Annotated in this window: 22 protein-coding genes; 11 read left to right on the forward strand and 11 right to left on the reverse strand. The window is 70.9% G+C overall.

Annotation, left to right across the window (positions count from 1 at the left end):
* Positions 1-16: 16 nt before the first annotated feature.
* From CDN99_RS07060 to ygfZ, 4 genes are all read right to left on the reverse strand, one after another.
* The gene (locus tag CDN99_RS07060; RefSeq protein WP_088384004.1) at positions 17-1,294 is read right to left on the reverse strand and encodes an alpha/beta hydrolase family protein; all 1,278 of its coding nucleotides are present in this window, start codon (positions 1,292-1,294) and stop codon (positions 17-19) included.
* Positions 1,295-1,493: 199 nt separating this feature from the next.
* The gene (locus tag CDN99_RS07065; RefSeq protein WP_088384006.1) at positions 1,494-3,224 is read right to left on the reverse strand and encodes a cation:proton antiporter domain-containing protein; all 1,731 of its coding nucleotides are present in this window, start codon (positions 3,222-3,224) and stop codon (positions 1,494-1,496) included.
* Complete coding sequence (locus tag CDN99_RS07070) at positions 3,224-3,559, reverse strand: DUF4936 family protein (protein WP_088384008.1); 336 nt, start codon at positions 3,557-3,559, stop codon at positions 3,224-3,226. Before CDN99_RS07070 ends, CDN99_RS07065 begins: the two co-directional genes overlap by 1 nt.
* Complete coding sequence (ygfZ, locus tag CDN99_RS07075) at positions 3,556-4,536, reverse strand: CAF17-like 4Fe-4S cluster assembly/insertion protein YgfZ (protein WP_088384010.1); 981 nt, start codon at positions 4,534-4,536, stop codon at positions 3,556-3,558. Before ygfZ ends, CDN99_RS07070 begins: the two co-directional genes overlap by 4 nt.
* A gap of 136 nt (positions 4,537-4,672) precedes the next feature.
* Here ygfZ and mltG point away from each other — a divergent pair, with 136 nt between their 5' ends.
* From mltG to CDN99_RS07120, 9 genes are all read left to right on the forward strand, one after another.
* Positions 4,673-5,668: an endolytic transglycosylase MltG gene (gene mltG / locus CDN99_RS07080; protein WP_375134424.1), complete on the forward strand. Its 996-nt coding sequence runs from the start codon at positions 4,673-4,675 to the stop codon at positions 5,666-5,668.
* A gap of 38 nt (positions 5,669-5,706) precedes the next feature.
* Positions 5,707-6,318 carry a dTMP kinase gene (gene tmk, locus CDN99_RS07085; RefSeq protein WP_088384014.1) on the forward strand — a complete coding sequence of 204 codons (612 nt, stop codon included), beginning with the start codon at positions 5,707-5,709 and terminating at the stop codon, positions 6,316-6,318.
* Complete coding sequence (gene holB / locus CDN99_RS07090) at positions 6,312-7,373, forward strand: DNA polymerase III subunit delta' (protein WP_088384016.1); 1,062 nt, start codon at positions 6,312-6,314, stop codon at positions 7,371-7,373. Before tmk ends, holB begins: the two co-directional genes overlap by 7 nt.
* Positions 7,374-7,425: 52 nt before the next feature.
* A complete protein-coding gene (locus CDN99_RS07095) occupies positions 7,426-7,818 on the forward strand; it encodes a PilZ domain-containing protein (protein WP_088384424.1) in 393 nt (130 codons plus the stop codon).
* A 91-nt stretch (positions 7,819-7,909) separates the two neighbouring features.
* Positions 7,910-8,692, forward strand: a complete 783-nt coding sequence (locus CDN99_RS07100; protein WP_088384018.1) for a TatD family hydrolase — start codon at positions 7,910-7,912, stop codon at positions 8,690-8,692.
* Between the two features lie 3 nt (positions 8,693-8,695).
* Positions 8,696-9,457 (forward strand): ankyrin repeat domain-containing protein, encoded by a 762-nt coding sequence (locus CDN99_RS07105; RefSeq protein WP_088384020.1) that lies wholly within the window; start codon positions 8,696-8,698, stop codon positions 9,455-9,457.
* A gap of 141 nt (positions 9,458-9,598) precedes the next feature.
* Positions 9,599-9,871, forward strand: coding sequence for a hypothetical protein (locus tag CDN99_RS07110; protein ID WP_088384022.1), 273 nt, complete (start codon positions 9,599-9,601; stop codon positions 9,869-9,871).
* A gap of 157 nt (positions 9,872-10,028) precedes the next feature.
* Positions 10,029-10,709, forward strand: a complete 681-nt coding sequence (locus tag CDN99_RS07115) for a YiaD family glycine zipper/OmpA-like lipoprotein (protein ID WP_088384024.1) — start codon at positions 10,029-10,031, stop codon at positions 10,707-10,709.
* Between the two features lie 25 nt (positions 10,710-10,734).
* Positions 10,735-11,526 carry a hypothetical protein gene (locus CDN99_RS07120; protein WP_088384026.1) on the forward strand — a complete coding sequence of 264 codons (792 nt, stop codon included), beginning with the start codon at positions 10,735-10,737 and terminating at the stop codon, positions 11,524-11,526.
* Positions 11,527-11,649: 123 nt separating this feature from the next.
* Here the strand turns inward: CDN99_RS07120 and CDN99_RS07125 are convergent, their stop codons facing one another.
* Positions 11,650-12,267: a PaaI family thioesterase gene (locus CDN99_RS07125; RefSeq protein WP_088384028.1), complete on the reverse strand. Its 618-nt coding sequence runs from the start codon at positions 12,265-12,267 to the stop codon at positions 11,650-11,652.
* 84 nt (positions 12,268-12,351) lie between these two features.
* Here CDN99_RS07125 and CDN99_RS07130 point away from each other — a divergent pair, with 84 nt between their 5' ends.
* Positions 12,352-12,873, forward strand: coding sequence for a MarR family winged helix-turn-helix transcriptional regulator (locus tag CDN99_RS07130; protein ID WP_088384030.1), 522 nt, complete (start codon positions 12,352-12,354; stop codon positions 12,871-12,873).
* A gap of 318 nt (positions 12,874-13,191) precedes the next feature.
* Positions 13,192-14,628 (forward strand): YXWGXW repeat-containing protein, encoded by a 1,437-nt coding sequence (locus tag CDN99_RS07135; RefSeq protein WP_088384032.1) that lies wholly within the window; start codon positions 13,192-13,194, stop codon positions 14,626-14,628.
* Positions 14,629-14,676: 48 nt separating this feature from the next.
* Here CDN99_RS07135 and CDN99_RS07140 read toward each other — a convergent pair whose 3' ends face one another.
* The 6 genes from CDN99_RS07140 to CDN99_RS07165 all read right to left on the reverse strand — a co-directional run bounded on the left by CDN99_RS07140 (position 14,677) and on the right by CDN99_RS07165 (position 21,641).
* Complete coding sequence (locus tag CDN99_RS07140; RefSeq protein WP_088384034.1) at positions 14,677-16,101, reverse strand: methyl-accepting chemotaxis protein; 1,425 nt, start codon at positions 16,099-16,101, stop codon at positions 14,677-14,679.
* 188 nt (positions 16,102-16,289) lie between these two features.
* Entirely contained in the window at positions 16,290-17,081 is a 792-nt protein-coding gene (locus CDN99_RS07145) for an exodeoxyribonuclease III (protein WP_088384036.1), read from the reverse strand.
* A gap of 93 nt (positions 17,082-17,174) precedes the next feature.
* Positions 17,175-18,758, reverse strand: a complete 1,584-nt coding sequence (locus CDN99_RS07150) for a hypothetical protein (protein WP_088384038.1) — start codon at positions 18,756-18,758, stop codon at positions 17,175-17,177.
* A gap of 137 nt (positions 18,759-18,895) precedes the next feature.
* Positions 18,896-19,474 carry a DUF4337 domain-containing protein gene (locus tag CDN99_RS07155; protein ID WP_088384040.1) on the reverse strand — a complete coding sequence of 193 codons (579 nt, stop codon included), beginning with the start codon at positions 19,472-19,474 and terminating at the stop codon, positions 18,896-18,898.
* A 133-nt stretch (positions 19,475-19,607) separates the two neighbouring features.
* A complete protein-coding gene (locus CDN99_RS07160) occupies positions 19,608-20,111 on the reverse strand; it encodes a dihydrofolate reductase (protein ID WP_088384042.1) in 504 nt (167 codons plus the stop codon).
* 60 nt (positions 20,112-20,171) lie between these two features.
* Positions 20,172-21,641, reverse strand: coding sequence for a hypothetical protein (locus CDN99_RS07165; protein ID WP_141100681.1), 1,470 nt, complete (start codon positions 21,639-21,641; stop codon positions 20,172-20,174).
* Positions 21,642-21,757: the final 116 nt, after the last annotated feature.

A 21,757-nucleotide genomic window follows, 5' to 3' on the forward strand; every position in this document is an offset into this window, starting at 1 on the left:
CGCTTCGGCGCGAGCCTCACCGCCCGGTGCCGCCCATCACCGTCCCGACCCGCCCCATCCACGCCTGCGCCGGCCCCGCCAACCAGGCGCGGGCCTGGGGCGATTGCTTGAGCTGCACGTCGAGAAACGCCACGCTGACCTGCTGCGCAGCGATCACGCCGAGCTGTTGCTCGTGCAGGCGCCGGTAGTCGGGCACGGCCGGCACCGGGGCCATCCGCGTCGCGCCTTCCTGGGCCCGGCCACCCCGACCGCCGCCGCGGCGGCCCTGCCCCTGGTCCGAATCGGCCGCGCGGCCCCGTTGATTGGCCTTGTGCTCTTCCTCCGGCCGCGGCTCGTTGCCGGCCAGGGCGGTATGGCTGACCTCGGCCACGCTCAGCAGCCAGCGGCGGTCCGGCGGCATCGCCTGGAACGGCGCTTCCCGCCAGCGCGTGTCGCGGACCTGCCCCAGCAGGTCGGCATCGCCGGGTCCGGTGATGCTCAGCACGGGCATGGCGATGTCGCGATAGCGCTCCGCGCGGTCCGTCTTCAGGTCCGCGATCACCTGTGGGCTGATGACGATCGCCGCCAGCGGACGGACCGTCTTGAGGGCCAGCAGCGTGCCGTCGGCCTGTCGCTCGCCGGCCAGCGCCATCGCCGATTGCGCGCCGAGCTCGAAGCCCGCCACCACCGTCCTCGACCAGTCCAGCGAGCGCCAGGGCGCCTCGCCCTGACGGCCGAGCCGCTGCGCCTCGGCGAGCAGCTCGTCCAGGCGCGCCAGGCGCTTGCGCATCTCGGCCTCGGCGTAATGGCGGCGGCCCAGCTCGGTGAACTCCGCGGCGCGGGCGAGGTCGGAGGACCAGGCCGTCGCATCTTCGTCCAGCGGCTGCAGCGACAACACCGCGTAACCGGCGCCGGCCCAGGCGCGGCGCCAACGCAGGCCGGCGGTCTCCGATTCGCCCAGCCCGGGCAGGTACAGCACGACCGGTCGCGGCGTGGCCCCGGATCCGGCCATCGCGACGCTCAGGCGCACCTCGTCGCCCCGCAACCGCCAGGTCAAGCTCTGCACGGCGACCGCATCCCCCTGCGGCGCATAACCGCGCGACGCGAAGTCGCGCTGCTGCTCTTGTTCCTCCGCGCGGGCCTTGGGCGGGCCGCCGCAGGCGCTCAGCAGCAGCGCGGTGGCCAGCAGCAGGCCGCCGGCCACGCCACCGGCCAGGGCGCGGGCCGCCGCCCGCGGACGGCCGCCGGCCCCGGAGGCGGCGAGACTGGCGGCGGCGGGACTGGCGGCGGACGTATCAATGAGGCGATCGATCATGGGCCGCGACGCTATGCGCGCGATGTAAAGCCGCGATTGCTGAGCGTGCAGGGCAGGGCGCGCACGCCCCCGCCGCTCACCCCCCGCCGCTCAACCCCGGCCGCTCAACCCCGGCCGCTGAACTCCGGCCGCTGAACTCCGGCCGCATGCCCCGGCCACATGACCGTGGCCGCATGACCCGGTGGCGGGGGCCGGTGCCTCAATGCGCCGGCGTCATCGCCGGCGCCATGTCGTCGGGCACGGACGCGTTGAAGCGCTGCAGCACGTGCCGGCTCATGCCCTTGGCGAGCTCTTCCTCGCCGTAGAACACGGTGCCGAGGTTCTCGCTGCGCAGCAGCTCGGACTCCTCCTCGCCATGGGTGCGCAGCACGATCTCGATGTCCGGATTGAGCTGGCGAGCCGTGTCGGCCATCTGCCGCGACTTCATCGAGTCGGGCGTCGCCACCACCAGCATGGCCGCGTTGGCGATGTGCGCCTGCACCAGCACCATCGGATCGCTGGCGTCGCCGCTGACCGCCGCGATGCCGCGCTTGCGCAGCGCCTCGACCGTCTCCCGGCTCTGCTCGGCGACGACGAACGGGATCTGACGCTCCGTCAGCGCGTCGGCGATGCGCCGCCCGACGCGGCCGAAGCCGACGATCACCACCTGGCCTTCCAGGAACTGGCGCTCGGTCGTCTGAGGCAGCTCCGCGTAGGGATCGTCGCGCGCCTCCAGCTTGCGCGCGAAGGCCGACCGGCTCAGCACCCAGCGCTGCAGCGGCTTGATCATCGCGAACATCACCGGGTTCAGCGCGATCGAGATCAGCGCCGCCGCCAGCACCAGGTTCATGCCCGCCTTGGGCAGCAGACCCAGTTGCAGGCCCAGGCCGGCCAGGATGAAGCTGAACTCCCCGATCTGCGCCAGGCTGGCGGACACCGTCATCGCCGTGTTCAACGGATACCGGAAGACGATCACGATCGCCATCGCGGCGATCGCCTTGCCGATCATCACGATGGCCACCACCGCCAGCAGGTGCAGCGGCTGGTCCACCAGCGTCATCGGGTCGAACAGCATGCCCACCGAGACGAAGAACAGCACCGAGAACGAGTCCCGCAGCGGCAGCGATTCCTGCGCGGCGCGGTGGCTGTACTCGGACTCCCGCATCACCGTGCCGGCGAAGAAGGCGCCCAGCGCGAAGGACACGTGGAAGAGCTCCGACGCGCCGTAGGCGATGCCGATCGCCACCGCGATCACCATCAGCGTGAACAGCTCGCGCGAGCCGGTGCGCGCCACCTGCCACAGCATCCAGGGCAGCACGCGCCGCCCCACCACCAGCATCAGCACCACGAACGCGGCCATCTGCGCCAGCGTCTCGGCCAGCGTCTGCCACAGCGGCGTGCCGGCCGGGTCGACCGCGGCGCCGCTCAGCACCGGTGCCAGCGGCGGCAGCAGCACCAGGATCAGCACGGTGGCCAGGTCCTCCACGACCAGCCACCCGACGGCGATCCGGCCGTTGACCGACTCCAGCGTGCCGCGCGACTCCAGCGCCTTGAGCAGCACCACCGTGCTGGCGCAGGACAGCGACAGGCCGAAGACCAGCGCCGCGCCGGTCGACCAGCCCCACCACATCGCCAGGCCCAGGCCCAGCAGTGTGGCCGCGCCCATCTGCACGATGGCGCCGGGCAGCGCGATGCGCTTGACCGCCATCAGGTCGCCGAGCGAGAAATGCAGGCCGACGCCGAACATCAGCAGCATCACGCCGATCTCGGACAACTGGGCCGCGATGCCGACGTCGGCGACGAAGCCCGGCGTGGCCGGTCCGATCGCGATGCCCGCCAGCAGGTAACCGACCAGCGCCGGCAGCTTCAGCCGCTCGGCGATGAAACCCAGGATCAGCGCCAGGCCGAAGCCCGCCGCCAGCGTGGAAATGAGGGAGACGTTGTGTTCCATCAGCGTGCCGCTCCCACCGGGGCGACGGCGGCGAAGGCCTCGCGATGGCGGGGGCCCTGCGCATACGCGCCCAGGGCGGCGGCGATCCGGCGCTCCGCGTCCGCCGCGTCGGGCAGCTCGGGGCCGTAGATCTCCATCCAGGTCCGGAAGACCGGATCGTTGTCATGGCGCTGGAGCAGCCGCACCGGCCGGCTCCCTCGCGCCTGTTCGAAGGCCGCCTGCGCGACCGCCAACTGGTCCGCGTGGACCTTGTAATAGACGTAGAGCTCGATCGGCGCGGCGATCGAGCCCGCGGCAGGATGGACGGTGGCGCGCGTCGGCGGCGATGAGGTCATGGCGAGGTTTCTCCGAGGGGATAGGGCAGGGAACGGGGCGTCAGCAGCGCACCCTGGGCGCTGCCCAGGTGCAGGGTGCCGGACTCGAGCGCGGCGAGCTTCACTTCGGCCAACAGCAGCGGGCGGCCTTCCTGGCGGCCGAAACCGGCCACCATGCCGGCCGGCTGCTCGGGATCGCCGCTGTGGAAGATCTCTTGGCCCGGCCGCGCGTCGGCGTCGACACCGTCCAGCGCGAACAGATGGGTACGGCGCTTGATCGTGCCGCGGTACTGGCTGCGGGCGACGATCTCCTGGCCGGGGTAACAGCCCTTTTGGAAGTTCACGCCGCCGATCAGTTCCAGGTTGATCATCTGGGGCACGAACTGTTCCACCGTGCCTTCGCGCACCCAGACCAGTCCGGCCGTGACGTCCAGGCCCTGCCATTCCTCGGGGTCGATGGTCGGCAGCGCCGGCGCCGGGGCGTCCGCGGGCTGCAGCAGCAGGAAGCGCGGGGTGAGGCCGTCGTCGGGCAGCCGCGTGGCGAACGCCTGGCGGCCGTCGGGCAGCGCCGGGCGGCCCACCGACCAGACCTCGACCGGCGCCGCGGCGCCGAGCCAGTCGCGTGCCTGGGCGCCGGACAGGCCCCACACGGCCCAGGCGGCGCCGTCGTCGGTCAGCTTGGTCTTGGCACGCAGCACGAACATCGACAGGCGCTTGAGCGTGGCGGGCAGCACGTCGGCGGGCAGCGCCAGGAGCACCGATTGCTCGTCCGGCTTGACCGCCAGCATCGTCGCCAGCAGCCGGCCCTTGGCCGAGCAGAAGCCCGCCAGTCGCGCCTGGGCGGGCGCCTGGAGGGCCAGGTCTTGCGTCAACTGGCTGTGCAGGAACTTCGCGGATTCCTCGCCCTGGGCGCGGATCACGCCCCAGTCGGCGAGGCGGACGGCGCCCAGGGCCGAACCCGGGACGGCGGGGGTGGCGTGGTGGAGGTCTTCGATCATGGGGCCGATTATCATCAGCCCCGCATTTCATAGAGGGTGTTGGGTCTTGGCACGCGCGAAAAACAGATCGAGAACACAGGCCGCCGGGCGCGGCACGGGCGACCACCGCGGCCGACGCGGCGCGCAAGGCGGCCGGATCGGCCGCTGGCTGCTGTCGGTGCTGGTCGCCGCGGCGGTGCTGGCCGGCGGCGCGGCGGGCGCCGCGTGGTGGTGGCTGGGCCAGCCGCTGGTGCTGGCGGGGACGAGCGTGGAGCTCTCCATCGAGCCCGGCACCGCCCCGCAGCAGGTCGCGCAGGCCTGGGTCGGGGCCGGCGTGCAGACCGATCCGCGCTTGCTGTACGCCTGGTTCCGCTGGTCCGGCCAGGCCCGGAAGATCCGCGCCGGCAGCTATGAAGTCCATGCCGGCGTCACGCCGCGCGAGCTGCTCGACAAGATGGTCAAGGGCGACCAGGTGCTGGAGCAACTGCGCCTCATCGAGGGCTGGAACTTCCGCCAGGTGCGCGCCGCCATCGCGGCCGCGCCGGCGCTCAAGCAGACCACCGCCGGCATGACCGACGACCAGATCATGACCGCGCTGGGCGCGCCGGGGCAGGCGGCCGAGGGGCGTTTCTTCCCCGACACCTATGCCTACAGCCGCGGCGTCAGCGACCTGACGGTGCTCAAGCGGGCCCACGCGCTGATGCGCAAGCGGCTGGACAGCGCCTGGGCCGGGCGCGCCGACGGGCTGCCGCTCAAGAGCGCCGACGAGGCGCTGGTGCTGGCCTCTATCGTCGAGAAGGAAACCGGCGCCGCCGCCGACCGCGGGCTGGTGGCATCGGTGTTCGTCAACCGGCTCAAGGTCGGCATGCCGCTGCAGACCGATCCGACCGTGATCTACGGGCTGGGCGAATCCTTCGACGGCAACCTGCGCAAGATCCACTTGCAAACCGACACGCCGTTCAACACCTACACCCGCGGCGGCCTGCCGCCGACGCCGATCGCCTTGCCGGGGCTGGCCGCGCTGCAGGCGACGCTGCATCCGACGCCGTCCAAGGCGCTGTATTTCGTGTCGCGCGGGGACGGCACCAGCCAGTTCAGCGAGGACCTCGCCGCGCATAATCGCGCCGTCAACAAGTACCAGCGCGGCCGCTGAGGCGCCCGCGCTTTCCTGTTTCCAGAGAGCAAACACGCGTGAGCGCCAGATTCATCACCTTCGAGGGCATCGACGGGGCCGGCAAGTCCACCCACATCGAACGCGTCGCCCAGCACCTGCGCGCCCAGGGCGCCGACCTGGTCCAGACGCGCGAGCCGGGCGGCACGGCGCTGGCCGAATCGCTGCGCGGGCTGTTCCTGCACCAGGACATGGACGGCCTGACCGAGGCGCTGCTGGTCTTCGCCGCCCGCCGCGACCACCTGCAGCGCGTCATCGCGCCGGCATTGGCGCTGGGCCAGACGGTGCTGTGCGACCGCTTCACCGATGCCAGCTTCGCCTACCAGGGCGGGGGCCGGGGCATGGACTGGCAGGTGCTGTCGACGCTGGAGCAGTGGGTGCAGCAGGGCCGGCGGCCCGACCTGACCTTCTGGTTCGACGTGGATCCCGCGATCGCCGCGGAGCGCCGCGCGCAGGCGCGCGAGGCCGATCGGCTGGAGAAGCTGGACCTGGACTTCTTCGAGCGGGTCCGCGCCGCCTACCAGCGCCGCGCGGACGAGGCGCCGGATCGTTTTGCCCGCATCGACGCGGGTGATTCGATCGAGGGCGTCGGCCGGCAGGTCGTGGCCGTGCTGGAGCAGCGCGGATGGTGACCGAGACCACCCTCGGCGCCGAGGGCGCCGCCGCGCTGGCCGAAGGTGGCCGGCTGCCGCTGCCGTGGCTCGCCGGCCCGCTGCATCAGGCGCTGACGCAGGGCCGCAGCCACGCGCTGCTGCTGCAGGGGCCGGCCGGTGTCGGCCAGTTCGACCTGGCGCTGCTGCTGGCGCAGGCCTGGCTCTGCGAGGGCCGCGCATCGAGCGACCAGCCGGGCTGCGGCCGCTGCGCGAGTTGCCATCTGCTGCGCGCCCGCTCGCATCCCGACTTCCAGGTGCTGCTGCCGGAGGCGCTGCGCGAGCCGCTCGGCTTCGGCGCGATGGAGGCGGAGGGCGAGGGCGCGTCGACCAAGGCCGGCAAGGCCAAGCCCAGCCGCGAGATCAAGATCGACGCCGTCCGCCAGATGCTGTCCTTCGCGCAGGTCAGCGCGGCGCGCGGCAAGGCCAAGGTGGTGCTGGTCTATCCGGCCGAGGCGCTGAACACCGTGGCGGCCAATGCGCTGCTGAAGACGCTCGAGGAGCCGGCCGGGCTGCTGCGTTTCGTGCTGGCCAGTGCCGCGCCACAGCAATTGCTGCCGACCATCCGCAGCCGCTGCCAGCCGCTGCAGATGGCGCTGCCGGCGCGGGAGGCGGCGCTGGCGTGGCTGACCGCGCAGGGCGTCGACCAGGCGGGCGTGCTGCTGGACGCCACCGGCGGCCGGCCGCAGGAAGCGCTGCTGTGGAGCGAGGAAGGCATCGCCGCCAAGACCTGGCTGGAGCTGCCGCGCCGCGTCGCCCGCGGCGAGGCGGTGGCGCTGACCGACTGGCCGGTGCCGCGCGCGATCGCCTCGCTGCAGCGGCTGGTGCACGACCTGATGCGCATCGCCCATGGCGCGGCGCCGGCGTACTTCCCGCGCGACGCGCTGCCCAAGCTGCCGGCGGTGCGCGCGGCGCTGGACCAGTGGGCCCGCACCTTGCAGCAGGCGGCGCGTCACGCCGATCATCCGCTCAACGCCGGCCTGCTGATGGAATCCCTGGTCGCCCAGGGGCAGCAGGCGATGCGGCCGGCCCGCTGAGCGGGCGCCGCGAGTAGACTCGCCCCTCATGAGCGAACTCACCCTCAAGCCGATGAGCCCCACGCCTGCTTCCGCTCCCGTTCCCGCGCCGGCCCCCGCCGGCGGCGCCCGGCCCAGCGTGATCCAGCTGGTGTTCAAGGAAAAGGGCGCCCTGTACGCGGCCTACATCCCGATCTTTTCCGAGGGCGGCGTGTTCGTGCCGACCACCCGCGAATACAAGCTGGGCGAGGACATCTACCTGCTGATGACCCTGCCCGAGGATCCGAACCGTTATCCGGTCGCCGGCAAGGTCGCCTGGCTGACGCCGCCCAACGCGTCGGGCGGCCGCACCCAGGGCGTGGGTGTGCGTTTCCCCGGCGACGAGAAGACCCGCCTGATCAAGCTCAAGATCGAGGAAGTGCTGGGCACGGCGATCTCTTCCGCGAAGCCGACGCAGACGATCTGAGCGCGGCGCCGCCGGTTGTTTTCCTGAAGCGCGCGGCCGGTCCGCGCGTTGTGTTTTCCGCAGCGTCCGTCGACGCGAACCCCTGGTCCCGATGTACATCGATTCCCACTGCCACCTGAGCTTCCCCGAGCTCAAGTCCCAACTGCCCGACCTGCTGGCCGCGATGGCGGCGGCCGATGTCCGGCAGGCCATCTGCATCTGCACGACGATGGAGGAGTTCCCCGACGTCCGCGGCCTGGCTGAAGCCCACGAGCCGTTGTTCGCCACCGTCGGCGTGCATCCCGACAGCGACGAGGTGCACGAGCCCACCGTCGACGAGCTGGTGGCCGGCGCCGCGCATGCCAAGGTCGTCGCCATCGGCGAGACCGGCCTGGACTACTACCGCCTCAACGGCCGCACCATCGAGGACATGGCCTGGCAGCGCGAGCGCTTCCGCAACCACATCCGCGCCGCCCGCCGCACCGGCAAGCCGCTGGTGATCCACACCCGATCGGCGGCGGAGGACACGCTCCGGCTGATGCGCGAGGAACAGGCCGGCGAGCCCGGCGGCGTCGTCCACTGCTTCACCGAGACGATGGACGTGGCGAAGGCGTCGCTGGACCTGGGGTTCCACATTTCGTTCTCCGGCATCGTGACCTTCAAGAACGCCGCCGACCTGCGCGAGGTGGCGAAAATGGTCCCGGACGACCGCCTCCTGATCGAGACCGACAGCCCCTACCTGGCCCCCGTGCCGTACCGGGGCAAGCTGAACCAGCCGGCCTACGTGCCGCATGTGGCCAGGTTGATCGCCGACGTGCGCGGCGTGCCGGTCGAGACCATCGCCGCGCTGTGCACGCGCAACACGCGGCGCCTGTTCCGCCTGCCGGAGGCTTGAGGGATGACTCGGCGAGAGATTCGAACGGCACGGGCGCCGCGACTGTCGGCGGCCGTGGCCGGTCTGGCGCTGGTTGTCGCGGCAGGCTTGCCGGGCGGCGAGGCGAGCGCGCAGACGGGTTTCGGCGGACGATCCGCGCCGGTGCCGGCGGTGACCGACACCACCCCGCCGCCGGAGCTGCACGTCGCCGCCCGCAACGACCATGGCCGCACGGTGATCAGTTTGCTGCTGGCGGGCGTCGACCCGAACGTTCGTGATGCGCAGCGCAACACGGCGCTGCACGTGGCGATCCGGGAGGAGTCCGGCCATGCCTTCGACGAACTGCTCAAGAGCCCGGCGACCGATGTCAATGCGATCAACCAGGCCGGCGAGACGCCGCTGATGCTGGCGGCCATCAAGGGGCGGCTCGACTGGGTGAAGACGCTGGTCAAGCGCGGGGCGCTGATCAACGACGCCGGGTGGTCGGCGCTGCATTACGCCGCCGCCGGTCCGAACGAGGCGGTCGTGCGCTGGCTGGTGGAGCAGGGCGCGGAGATCGATGCCCGTTCGCCCAACGGCACGACGCCGCTGATGATGGCGGTCGGTTATGGCGGGCTGAGCGGCGCGGACGTGCTGATCGACGCCGGCGCGGACGCCGCGCTGCGCAACGACCAGCAACTGACGGCGGCCGATTTCGCCCGCCGCGCGGGGCAGGACGAGTACGCCGAACGGCTGGACAAGCTCGCCAAGGTGGTGAAACCCACGCCTTCCCGCACGGCGCCGTGAGGCGCCTGCTGGCAAATCCCTAGGAATCCGTCTGACACGCCGTTTGGCGGGGGGCCGACTGTCGGCGCCCCGGTCCGGTCCCTACAGTTCACTCCAAGCCGACACACCGTGTCGACACCTTGTGGACCTCTGGAGATCGACATGCAGACCACCGCTCAAGACTTCGTCGCCAACCCGTTCGCGATGCTGCTGGATCCGGCCGGCGTCGCCCACGAGGTGGCGTGCTCCGAACGCCTGGCCCGCCTGCGCAGCCGCGTCTACCGTCCGTTGGACAAGCCCCTGATCGCGCGCCGCGGCGCCGCCGACCAGTCGAGCTACGACGACATGATCGACGCCTCCGAGCTCTCCGAGGAAGACCTGCCGCCGCTGGACGACGAACCCGCCATCACCGATGGCGCGCCGCTCAGCGCCTGAGGCGGACGCCGGAGCGCCGGCATCCCGGCGCCGCGTGTCAGTCCCGTCTGACTTGCGCTTCCGACAGCCGACTACATCCGCCGGCCCCTGATCTCCCTAGCATGGCACTGAGACGGTCACGCAGACCGCAGACCCCCCAGCCGACACGGAGACCCTCATGCGCCGCCCTCAAGCTTTCGCCGCCGTTCACCCGATCCGCGACCGCGGGGTCCTTGCCCAGGCAGTGAGCCTGCCGGCGCTGGCGATCGGCGTGATCCTGGCCCTGACGGGCTGCGCTTCGATGACCGAGCGCCAACGTGATACCGCCGGCGGTGCCGCCGCCGGGGCGGTGGTCGGAGGGGTCGTCGGCGGCAAGTCCGGCGCCGTCATCGGCGGCGTGGTGGGCGGGGTGGCCGGCAACCTGTGGTCCCGCCACATGGAAGACAAGCGCGAGGCGATCGCCCGCGCCAGCGCCGGGACAGGCATCGAAGTTGCCCGTACCCAGGACAACCAGCTCAAGGTGAATGTGCCGGCCGACTTCTCTTTCGATGTCGGCCGTTCTGAAATCAAACCATCGATGCGACCGGTGCTCGACGAAGTCGGCCGCAATCTGGATGCCGATGTCCGCGTGACGATCGTGGGCCATACCGACAGTTCCGGCAGCAACGCGGTCAACGACCCGCTGTCGCTGGAGCGCGCGGAGGCGGTCCGCGAGTACCTGGTGAGCCACGGCGTGCAGCGCGGCCGACTGCTGGTGGAGGGCCGCGGCGCCCGCCAGCCGCTGGCCAGCAACGCCACTGAAGCCGGACGGGCCGCCAATCGTCGGGTGGAGATTTTCCTGTCGCAACCCGCGTCCTAAGCTGTAACGAGATCGGGAGTGAGTCATGAACGCCTTCTTCCCCTTCCCCTTGCTCTTCCCCTTGCTCTTCCCCTTGAGCCGCGGCTCGGTCGAAGCCGCCGGGGGATGCGCCGAACGAGCGGCGATCCGGGCCCTGTGCCGGCGCGCCGTGCTGGCGGCGCTGTTGCCGGCCGGACTGAGCTGCGCGCAGGCCGCGTCGAACGGGGACTCGTCGACGCCGACATCGCTCGATGACCACGTGGAGCTGACCGGGCGCTCGCTGGCGGATCGCGCGCAGTTGCCGCGTGCGCAGGCGTCCTCCCGCTTCACCGTCACCCAGAGCGCGGCCGAGCCGCTGGCCACCGCCAATCAGCCGTCCGGCGCCGCGGGCTGGTATGGCCGCGCGCCGCAGGCCACGCAGACGATGATGTGGGCCAAGCCGCTGCGCGCCAGCGCGTTGCGGGTGGGTTTGGGTGTCGAGCAACGCGCGGCCATGATCGGCGGCGGGCTCTACGCGACGCCGTATCAGAACCTGCGCCCGGGCGCGAGCACCGATGCCGGCGTGCTGGTCGGCCTGGCGATGCCCACCGGTCCGCGGTCCCATGCGTTCGTGCAGACGCCGCTGATCGACGCCCCGCATCCGCAGTTCGACGACCTGAACACCGCCGGCCTGGCGGGCCGGGATGCGCGCCAGGTGCGCGTGGGCATGGTGTTCAACTCCAGCAAGCCTTACGCGGACCTGCGCAAGGGCTTCAAGATGGAGCTCAGCGGGCAGTCGTCGCTGACGCTGCGACCGCGGGGCGGTCGCGTGGGCGTGACGTTCCAGAAGATCTGGTGACGCGTGGCGGCGCGGGATGCGCCGCCTTGTCATCGCGACTCGGACGCCGGCCCCCCCAGCCGAGCCCAGCGCGACCCGGCCGGTCCAGTTCAGCCCAAGCCCGGGCGCGGATTCCCGGGGCGATCAGCGCTTGGGCGGATCGAAGATCAGGCAGGTCGTGCTGCCGTGGGCGTAGAGCTTGCCGTCGTGTCCGATCAGGTCGGCTTCCGCCGTGGCCATCTGCCGCCCCACATGCCGGACACGGCCGATCGCGCGCACGACCGGCACCCGCTCGTTGAGCGCGCGCACGAGGTTGATCTTCAACTCCAGCGTCGTGTATCCGCGTCCCGCGTCGAGCGTCGTGTGCACCGCGCATCCCAGCGCCGAATCCAGCAGCGTCGCGTACCAGCCGCCGTGCACCGTGCCCATCGGGTTGTAGTGCCTGAACTTGGGCGTGCCCTGGAAGATCACCTCGCCCTTGTCGGCGCGCAGCAGCGTGAAGTCCAGCGTCTGGGCGATCGGCGGCGGCGGAAGCTTGCCGTCGAGCATGGCCCGCATCTGCTCCAGGCCGTTCATGCCAGCGATCTCCGCCATTGTGGCGACGCCGTGCTCGGGCCGGAAACGGGCGCGGACGGCGGCGTCCTCGGCCAGCCATTCGGCCAGCGCGCCATCGCCGGCGTTGGCTGCCGGATCGGCGGCCGGGCGGGACGCGGGGTGGGATGAGGGATCGTTGGGCGAGGTCGGTGAAAGCGCGGCGCTCATGAGCAACTCCATCTCGTGTCGAAAGCTTGTGGCTGCAATGGTTGCAGCTACAATCATCCGCTGTCAAGCAGGAAGGTGACATCGATGAACGCGACCAGCACCAGGTCGAGCGCCGGCGCCTTGGCGCCGGCCTCGCAAGGCGAGCCGATCTCGCCCAAGGGCTGCACCAATTTCAAGCTGAGGCAATTGACGCGGCTGGTCTCCAACCATTGCGAGGGCCACTTCGCCGAGACCGGCCTGAAGACCACGCAGTACGCGCTGCTGTCGCACATCGTCGTGCTCGGCCCGATCCAGCCCAGCGAGCTGGCGCGTCGCATGGACCTGGACCTGTCGACCTTGTCGCGCAACGTGCAGCCGCTGCTGGCGATGGGCCTGGTGGAGATGCTGCCCGGCGCCGATGCCCGCAGCCGCCAGTTGCAGGCCACCGAAGAGGGGCAGACCCGTCGTCGCCAGATGAAGGCGACGTGGAAGCGCGCGCAGCTGTCGCTCAACGAGCGCCTCGGGGACGAGCGCGTCCAGCGCCTGCATGCGCTGCTGGACGAGTGCGCGGCGCTGATGCGGGGTGATCTGCGCGTGGAGGAGGTCGACGCGGCCGACTCGGGCTGAGCGCCGAAACGCCATGGAACCATGGAGCCAGCCATGGTGCCGCTGCGTTTGCCGTGATCCGCAGTCCACGAGCCGCGCCGCCGACGTGCCGGATGCGCCCGAGGCACGCCACACGACATCGCGCTTGCAAAGTGAGGATCCCGTGAGGATCTCGCCGCGAATCATCATGAACGCGTGAAGGCCGGCGACAGGCTGCCGCGGCTGCGATTGGTTACTTGCTTGCGAGCACCTGTCGCTTGTGTGAAGCGATGGTCCGCGCGTCAACGACGAGGTTTTCGAGCCCGTTGGGCGTGACATCCATCACTTCAACCATCCCCCATGCGTCTCAGGCTCATCTATTCGCCGCTCGCCGCGGCCGCGCTGGTCGGCCTGCTGGCCGGTTGCGCCGAACCGCGCCGCACCGTCGTCCATGCGGATGTGAGGGTCGCCCCGGCCGCCCCCGCCTGGGTGCCGCCACCACCGGCGCCGGTCGTCAGCGTCTATGTGGAGCCGCCGCTGTCTCAGCCGGCGCCTGTTTTCGTCGACGTCGCCCCGCCGCCGATGCTGGTGGAAGTGCCGCCGCCGTCGCCGTACGCCGAGGCGGTCTGGGCCGGCGGCTACTGGGGGTGGCGGGGCCGGTGGGTCTGGATCGCCGGCCGCTGGATCGCGCCGCCGCAGCCCGGTTACGTCTGGACCCAGCCGTACTACGAGCATCGCGACGGCGCGGTGATCTTCGTTTCGGGCTTCTGGGCCGCGCGCGGCGTGGCCTTCGTGCCGCCGCCGCCGGGACTGCATCTGTCGCTGGAGGTGTCGATCAACGGCGGCGTCCACCCGATCGGACCGGCCGGCGTGTTCGTGCCGCCGCCGCCGGGATCCCGTCCCGGACTGCTGATTCCCGCGCCCATCGGCACGCCGCCGGCCGTGGTGGTCAGCGCGCCGCCGGTGGTCAACGTCGGCATGCGGATCCAGAACACGCGCATCGACAACGTGACCAACAACGTCGTGAACAACACGACCAACGTCAATCGCGTGACCAATGTGACGAACGTGACCAACGTGACGCAGGTGACGGTGGTGGCACCGCCCGGGGCCACCGCCAACGGGCAAGCCTTCCAGCGCAACGTGCCGGCGCAGGCGCATCTTGCGGCGGCCCTGCCGGCCATGGTCCACGCGCCGGCCCCGGTGCCCACCGGGGCCGCGCCGTCGGCCCATGGCGCGATGCCCCCGACGCGCGAGGAGATGCCGGCGCATGCCGATCGGGCGGGACCAGGCGGGGCCGCGCAGGCCGCGCCTTCCTTCGCCCCCTCGCCGGGCGCGTCGCATCCGGCCGAGCGCGGCGCCGCTGCGATACCTTCGGCGGCGATGCCGCCTGCCTCGATGCCGCACGCCCGGGATGACGGCCGCGCCTCGATGGAACAGCGCCAGCCAGAGCAGCGCCAGCAGGATCAGCGCATGCAGGAACAGCGTGCGCAAGAGGAGCATCAGCGGGAGCAGCGCATGCAAGACCAGCGCGCGCAAGAGCAGCGTGCGCAAGAGCAGCGCATGCAGGAGCAGCGTCGGCAAGAGCACGGGCGGGAAGCGCCACCACGTGAAGCCGCGCCCCGACCGGCGCCTGAAGCCGCCCGTCCCGCGCCCGAGAAGCGCGCCGAGCCGCATCCGAAGCCGGCCGCCAGGGATGCCTCGGCCCCGCGCGGCCACGAGCCGCCGCACCAGGACAAGAAGCGCGATCCCAAGGAAGAAGAGCGCCGCGAACACCGCGGCGAGGAAACGCGCTGAGCGCCAGGGGAGGTCGGTCGACCTTCCCCGGGCCTGGCGCGCGGCGCGTCAGGCCTCCAGCCGGAACACGTTCAGCGCCGACGTCACCTCCTGCGCCTGCGCGCGCAAGCGGTCGGAGGACCGCGCCAGGTCCTCGACCATCTCGACGTTCTGCTGCGTGATGCTCTCCAGTTGCCGGACCGCGTCCGACACTTGCGAGATGTCGTCCAGCTGAGCCTGCGCGCTGCGCTCGATGTCCTCGATGACGCCGCCGAAACGCTCGACCGTCGCCAGCGTGTCGGCCATGCTGCGGCGGGCCTCGTCGGTCTGGCGGGCGCCGGCCTCGACCTTCTCGCCGGATGCGGCGATCAGCTGCTTGATCTCGCGCGCCGCGTCGGTGCTGCGCTGCGCCAGCGCGCGCACCTCGCCGGCGACGACGGCGAAGCCCCGGCCGTGCTCGCCCGCGCGCGCCGCCTCCACCGCCGCGTTGAGCGCCAGCATGTTGGTCTGGAACGCGATGCCCTCGATCAGCTGCGTGATCTCGCCGATCCGCGTGGAGGCCAACGCGATCGCCTGCATCGTGTCGTTGACCGAGCGCACGTTGTCGTCGCTGCGCCGCGCCGCGGCGCCCAGCTCCGAGGCGACCTCGCGGGCGCGGTGGGCGGCATCGCGGTTGCCGCGGACCTCGTCGGTGATCTGGCGCATGCTGCTGGTGGTCTGCTCCAGGCTCGCGGCCTGCGCCTCGGTGCGGCGGGCGAGGTCGTGATTACCTTGCGCGATCGCGTCGGAGACGCCGCGCATCTGCGCCAGCTCATGCTGCGTGTCCGACACCAGCGCGCGCAGATTGACGCGCAACTGGCCCAGCGCGCGACCCAGCAAGCCATCGCGGGCAACCCCGGCCGTCGCGATCCGCGGCGCGCTCAGGTCGCCGGCGGCGAGCCGGTAGGCGGTGCGATGGCCGGCCCGCAATTCGGCCCGCTTCATGCCCGGCCGCAACGCACCGCCCACGACGGCGATCGCGCGCCGCCACAGCGGCGCCAACAGACGCCCCTGGCGCAGCGCCGGCACGCGCGTGCCAGCAAGCTCGGCCGTCTTCATGCGCGCGTAGAGCGCCTCCGCGTCCCGGACCTGCGCCCGCGTCGGCTGGCTGCGCACCGACAGGTAGGCCACCGGCGCGTCGCCCTGCAGCAGCGGCGTCACGTTGGCCATCACCCAGTAATGGTCGCCGTCCTTGCGGCGGTTCTTCACCACCCCCGACCAGGGGCGGCCGCCCTGGATCGTCGCCCACAGATCGCGGAAGGCTTCCTCCGGCATGTCCGGGTGGCGGATCAGGTTGTGCGCCTTGCCCAGCAGCTCGTCCCGGGTGAACCCGCTGACCGCGACGAAGGCGTCGTTGCAATGAAGGATCCGCCCCTTCAGGTCGGTGGTGGAGACCAGCGCGCGGCCCTCGGGAAACGGGAATTCCCGCTGCGTGACCGGCAGATTCGTTCTCATCGATGCGTCCCCTGTACGGCTAGTCTTGACATGGATCAAGACGAAGCATCGTCGAGGTCAGAGGACGCAAACTTGAGTCAAATCAAGTCATTGAGGGACAACCCGATATCCGCTAGGCGATCGTGACGAATGCCGCAGCCGGTCGGGGTGGGCGCGCGAGGGGCGCCCGTCATGTGGGCGGCAAGCGGTCAATCGATCGTCACGATCACCGGCGCATGGTCGCTGGGGCGCTCGTTCTTGCGCGGCAGCTTGTCGATGACGCAGGCGGTGACGCGCGGGCGCAGCGCCTCGCTGACGAGGATATGGTCGATGCGCAGGCCCTGGTTCTTGCGGAACGCCAGGTTGCGGTAGTCCCACCAGCTCCAGCTCTTCAGCGGCTGCTCGAAGAGCCGGAAGGCGTCGGTCATGCCCAGATCGACCAGGGCCTTGAAGTGGTCGCGCTCCTGCGGCGTGCAATGGATCTGGCCGGCCCAGGCGACCGGGTCGTAGACGTCCCGGTCCTCCGGCGCGATGTTGAAGTCCCCCATCAGCACGAGGTCGGGGTGCTGCTTGAGCTCCTCCGCGACCCAGGCCCGCAGGCCGTCCAGCCAGGCCATCTTGTAGGTGAACTTGTCGCTGTCCGGCGCCTGTCCGTTCGGGAAGTAGGCGCCGATGACGCGCACGCCGCCGACGGTGCCGGCGATCACACGGGCCTGCTCGTCGGCGTAGCCCAGGATGTTGCGGACGATGTCGGTGGCCGGCTCGCGGCTCAGCAGCGCCACGCCGTTGTAGGTCTTCTGGCCGAACCACTGGACCTGGTAGCCGGCCTCGTTGATGGCCTGCGCGGGGAACTTGTCGTCGGTGAGCTTGGTCTCCTGCAGCACGATCGCGTCGACCGGGTTGGCGGCGAGCCAGTCGAGCAACTGCGGCAGGCGCACGGCCAGGGAGTTGACGTTCCAGGTGGCGAATCGCCTGGACGGCGTGGACGGCGTGGACGACATGGGCGTGTGGCGCGGCGCGCAGGAATGGAGTCGGAGGCGGATTGTCGCCGCTCCCCGGCCCGTGCGCCGCTGGTCATCGGTCCGTCCGGGTCCTCAAACCAGCCGCTCGACGAACTGCCGATCCTGCGGCGCGCCGGAATGCGCCCGGGAGCGGAAGTTCTCGATCTCGTCGATGGTCTTGAGGCTGTGCTCGTCCGTCTTGCGCAGGGCGCGCGCGATCTGGCCCTTGGCGGTGTCGATCAAGGTGGTGACGGTCTTGCTGTCCTGGACCTTGTAGGCGTCGTAGTTGCCGCGGCCGGTGTCCAGCATGAGCGTGCGCGTCTTCTGCCAGTTGGCGTCCAGCGTCTCGGTCTGCGTCTGCGTGATGGACATCGCGTCGGGCGCGGCGGCGGCCGGATCGGCGCGGGTGGTGGTCTTCTGGCCGATGCGGTACTCGGCGTGGCCCTTCTCCTTGACGCCGCCGAAGCGGTTGGTCTTCTCGAAGTCGCCGCTGAAGTGCGCGTCGAAATCCGCCAGCCCGCTGCGCAGCGGCTGCACCTGCTGCTCCAGCGCCGGCGAGAGCGCGGAGACGGCCGGCGTCACCGCGATCGAGGCCGGGTCCTGGTCCTTGCGGGCGCGGGCCGCGTCCGCGGCGGCCTTGTCGGCGTCCGCCGGCGGCGCCTGCAACTGCTTGAACGCGTCCTTGAAGAGCCCGACGAGCAACTCGTCTGCATGGCCGCGCTCGGCCGCGGCATCGATCCGCTCCAGCGACTTGAGGATGGCTGCCTGGCGCTTGGCGGGATCAACGGTGCCGATGGGCGCGGTCGCATCGACGTTCATCGACAGCTCCCCCGAGGCGCCCTTGAGCGCGACGGTCTTGCGGTCCGACCCCAGGTGCAGCGCGAAGGAGCCCAGCGAGGCCGTGCTCGACACCGTGCCGTCGGACGTGGCGACGTTGGGCGTGTCGACCTTCAGGTCCAGGCTGCTCAGCACGGTGCTGTCGTAGTTCATCAGGCCAGAGAGATCCAGGCGCGGCGCGCCTTGCCCCAGGCCCTCCAGCGCGCGGTCCAGGCCACCGGCCAGGTCCGACAGCGCCGAGCGCTCGGCGGCGCTCAGCGTGCCCGAGCTGGTGACCTCGACCTCCAGGCCCGACGCGCGGTTCTGGCTGCCGTCGTTGACGGCGATCTTGAGCTGGACGGTCTGGCCGGAGCGGGTCTGGATCTTGAGCTCGACCTGGGTCGCGTTGATGGACACGCCGCCGAGCGCCTGCGCCTGGGCTTCCTCGGGGCTGACGGCGGCGGTCGGGTCGGTGCCGTCCGCGCCGGACACGGTCGGCACGAAATCGGCGAGCGTCTGCTTGTAGCTCGTGCCGTCCTTCGCCAACTGCGACAGCAGCGCGCCGCCCAGGCCGCGCCAGCGATCGGCCAGGCCGTGGGCGTCGCGGCCGCTGTTGCGGGCCATCAGGGTGCTGATCGTGTCCTTGTCGTTCGGGGGCGTGGTCCAGGCGCGGGTCGATCCACCGGTGGCGGGACGGACGTACACGACGTCGTTGGCGGCGCCCAGCGAGACCCGCGTGGAGGCAGCCGGCGACGTCGCCTGCGCGCGGGACGAGGCCGCCGCCGTGGACGACTGGAGCGCCGCGCGGCTGGCGGCGACGCGATCGAGCAGGCCGGTGCCCGTCGAGGAGATGAAGGTCATGCGAGCGCCTCCCTGGCGATGACTGCCCGCGCTGCTCTGACGGCTGATGCGGGCCTTGCCGTTCTATCGGCCGCTCAGCGGAGAACTGAAGGCGTTCGACAAGGGGAGGGCGCGGGCGGGCGTTGCCCGCCCACGGCTCACAGGTGCAGCCAGGCCGCGACGCCCAGGGCGGTGCCGACGAAACCGACGCCGACGGTGGCGTACTCCATCCAGCGGCGCCGCGTCAGCAGCGCGATCGCGGCCAGCGCGATGCCCACCTGCAGCGTGGTGGTGGCCTGCGCCCAGCGGTGGTGGAGGTGCATCTGCTCGTCGCTCTTGCGGTCCCAGTCGGCGGACTCGGCCTCCAGCTTCTCGGCGTGCAGCTTGATCTCGTTCTTCTCGGTCTCGTAGCGCGCGATCTTGTCGCGGTACCTGGCGCGCTGCTCCTCGGTCGGCGCCAGGTCCACCGCGAGCTCGGCCAGGTTCTGCTTGCCGCTCTTGGCCTGGTAGTAGTTCCAGCGGTTGGCGGCCTCGGTCTTGGTGATCGCGGCGTTGTTCTTGTAGAGGCCCGCATTGGCTTGGGTCGCGCCGCCCATGTAGGAGAAAAACGCGCCCAGCGTCGCCAGGATCGCGGTGATGACCGCCAGTTGGCCCGCCAGGCCTTTGGGCTCGTGCTGGGCGGCGTGTTCGAGTTCGTGGTCGTGAGGACCGTGGACGTGGAAGTCGGAGCCGGACATGGAGGATTCCAGTGCAGGAGAGCCGGGTGGAGCGGCCCGGGGGTGGTCGAAGAAGGCGGAGGGCGATGAAGAAGGGCGGGGCGCAAGGGGGAGGCGCCGTGCGCGAGGTTGCGTTCCGAGGCGTGCGGTGAGCTCAGCGCCGCTCGTAGCGGACGAAGTCGTAACGCCAGCCATGACCGCGCTCGGCCGGGCTGTGATGGGCCTGGCGCGCGACCTCGGCGAAGACGTGCGGATCGACGGTCGGGAAGAAGGCGTCGGCGTCGAAGGCGTGGTCGATCTCGGTCAACTCCAGCGCGTCGGCGGCCGGCAGCGTCAGCGCGTAGATCTGCGCGCCGCCCATGACGAAGACGCGCTCGTCGACGCCGCAGGCCGCCAGCGCGTCGGCCAAGGTCGCGAAGACCTCGGCCCCGTCCAGCGTCAGCCCCGGCTGGCGCGACAGCACCAGGTTGCGCCGCTGCACCAGCGGCCGGAACTTCGCCGGAATCGAGTCCCAGGTCTTGCGGCCCATGACGACCGTGTGGCCGAGCGTCAACGCCTTGAAGCGGGCCATGTCCTCGGGCAGTCGGACGAGCAGTTCGTTGTCGCGGCCGATGCCGCGGGCGCGGTCGAGGGCGGCGATCAGGGTCAGGTGCGGCATGGCGGTCTTCAGCGGGAGCAGGGGCGTGAGTTTACGGACAAGCGCGTGAGGCGCGCGTCATCACTGCCCGTTGTCGACCTTGATTTTCTTGGTCGCGGACTGCCCGGAGTCGGCGGCGGTGGTCGCGGTCGAGCTGGCGTCGATCGTCGCTAGCGGCGTTTCCGCCGTTCGCTTCTTCGCGGTCTCAAGGATGCGTGTTCTTTCGGCTTGGTTCTTTGTTTTCAAGCGGCCAGCGATGCTTGAGAACGTCTTGAGGTCGGTGCGTCCAGTCTGGAGCGCGAAGCGCAGGCAATCCGGCGCGGCGACATGTTGAAGATCCGCGAGCAACGCGGCGAGCTGCCGCTTGTTCAGCGTCGCCAAGCCGTCGATCGACCCCTGAGCCGCCTGGAGCTCATCGTCCAGATTGTGGTTCCGGCCCAAGGTGGTGAGCTGGGCGCGAATGTCGGCCAGGAATGCGTCGGTGGGTCGCCATCCCGCCGACTTGTGATGGCTGATGAGCGAAGGCGTGCCTTGATCGTCATGAACGACGAACGGACGCTTCGATTGCGCCGCATTCTTCATCTCCTTCGCGGAACCGAAGCGGTACTGGTCCGCGTTCACGTGGCCCTGCAGTCCGACGATGGGTGCCTCCCAGGTGCCGTTGGGCGGGGTCACTTCGCGCACCGTGTCGGGGTCGGGTCCGAGGGCATTCAACGCGGGATGCGCCAGTCCAGGCTTCTGGATGAAGGTGGTGGACACGGCGTCGGCATTCAGGCCGAGCTGCGAGGCCATCAGGCGATGGGGGTCCGAGATCGTTCCGGAGTATTGAAGCGCGTCCGCTCCATCCAGCCAGAGCGCCGAGTTCAGTCCGTTCACATTGCCGAAGTCCCTGACCGTCCGATTGACGTCGTCCTGCGAGTGAGCGTATTGCCCCGCCGTCGGCATCCAGCCCAGTCGTGCATCGCCGGGGCGCGGTGCCTGGTACCGGCTGTAGCTGTCCTGCACCGGGAGGGGCGGCGCGGCGATCGATTCAGCGAGCTTGTTGAACTGGGCCTCGCCCCAACTCGTGTGCAGCAACGCGAGATCGGTGGCGAACCCCGAGGCCGTCGGCGTATCGGCGGTTCTCGCGAAGTCGAAGCGTCCGATGGCCGAGATGAGGTCGGTCACTTCCTGGGCGTGCTCGTTCACGGCTTCACGGTCGCTCAAGAGGTCGAGCAGTTGTCGCAACGTCCGCGTGGACGTGTCGACGTTGTGCCCGTTCACCTGGATCGTCGCCCGCTGGACGACGCCGCTCATGGCGCCGGCCTCGGCAGGCATGGCATGGGGCGCGGAGACATCCGATGCCCGCATGGCGTCGAGCTGGCGACGCTGCGCGACCATGCGCGGCGAGCGAGCGACCCATGCCTGGCGTTGCGCGGGGCCGCCCTCGGGCGAGGTGTCGCGCAACGAAGCCGCCGCCTCGCTCTCCGCACCCACGGCCGAAGGTTTCGCCGCCGCGGCTTCCCGAGGCGCGGCTGCTTGGGGCCTGGGCGCTTTCGCTGCTCGTTGCATCAGAGGGTCCTCGGGCGCCGTGGGATGCCCGAGAGGACATGGCGAGATCCTCGCGTTGTAGCCCCGTTCGCGGCCCCGGGCCATCGGTGGAGTGCTGAATCGGGGCTTCAGGAATT

The organism is Roseateles aquatilis (assembly GCF_002205645.1).
GTDB lineage: Bacteria > Pseudomonadota > Gammaproteobacteria > Burkholderiales > Burkholderiaceae_C > Roseateles > Roseateles aquatilis.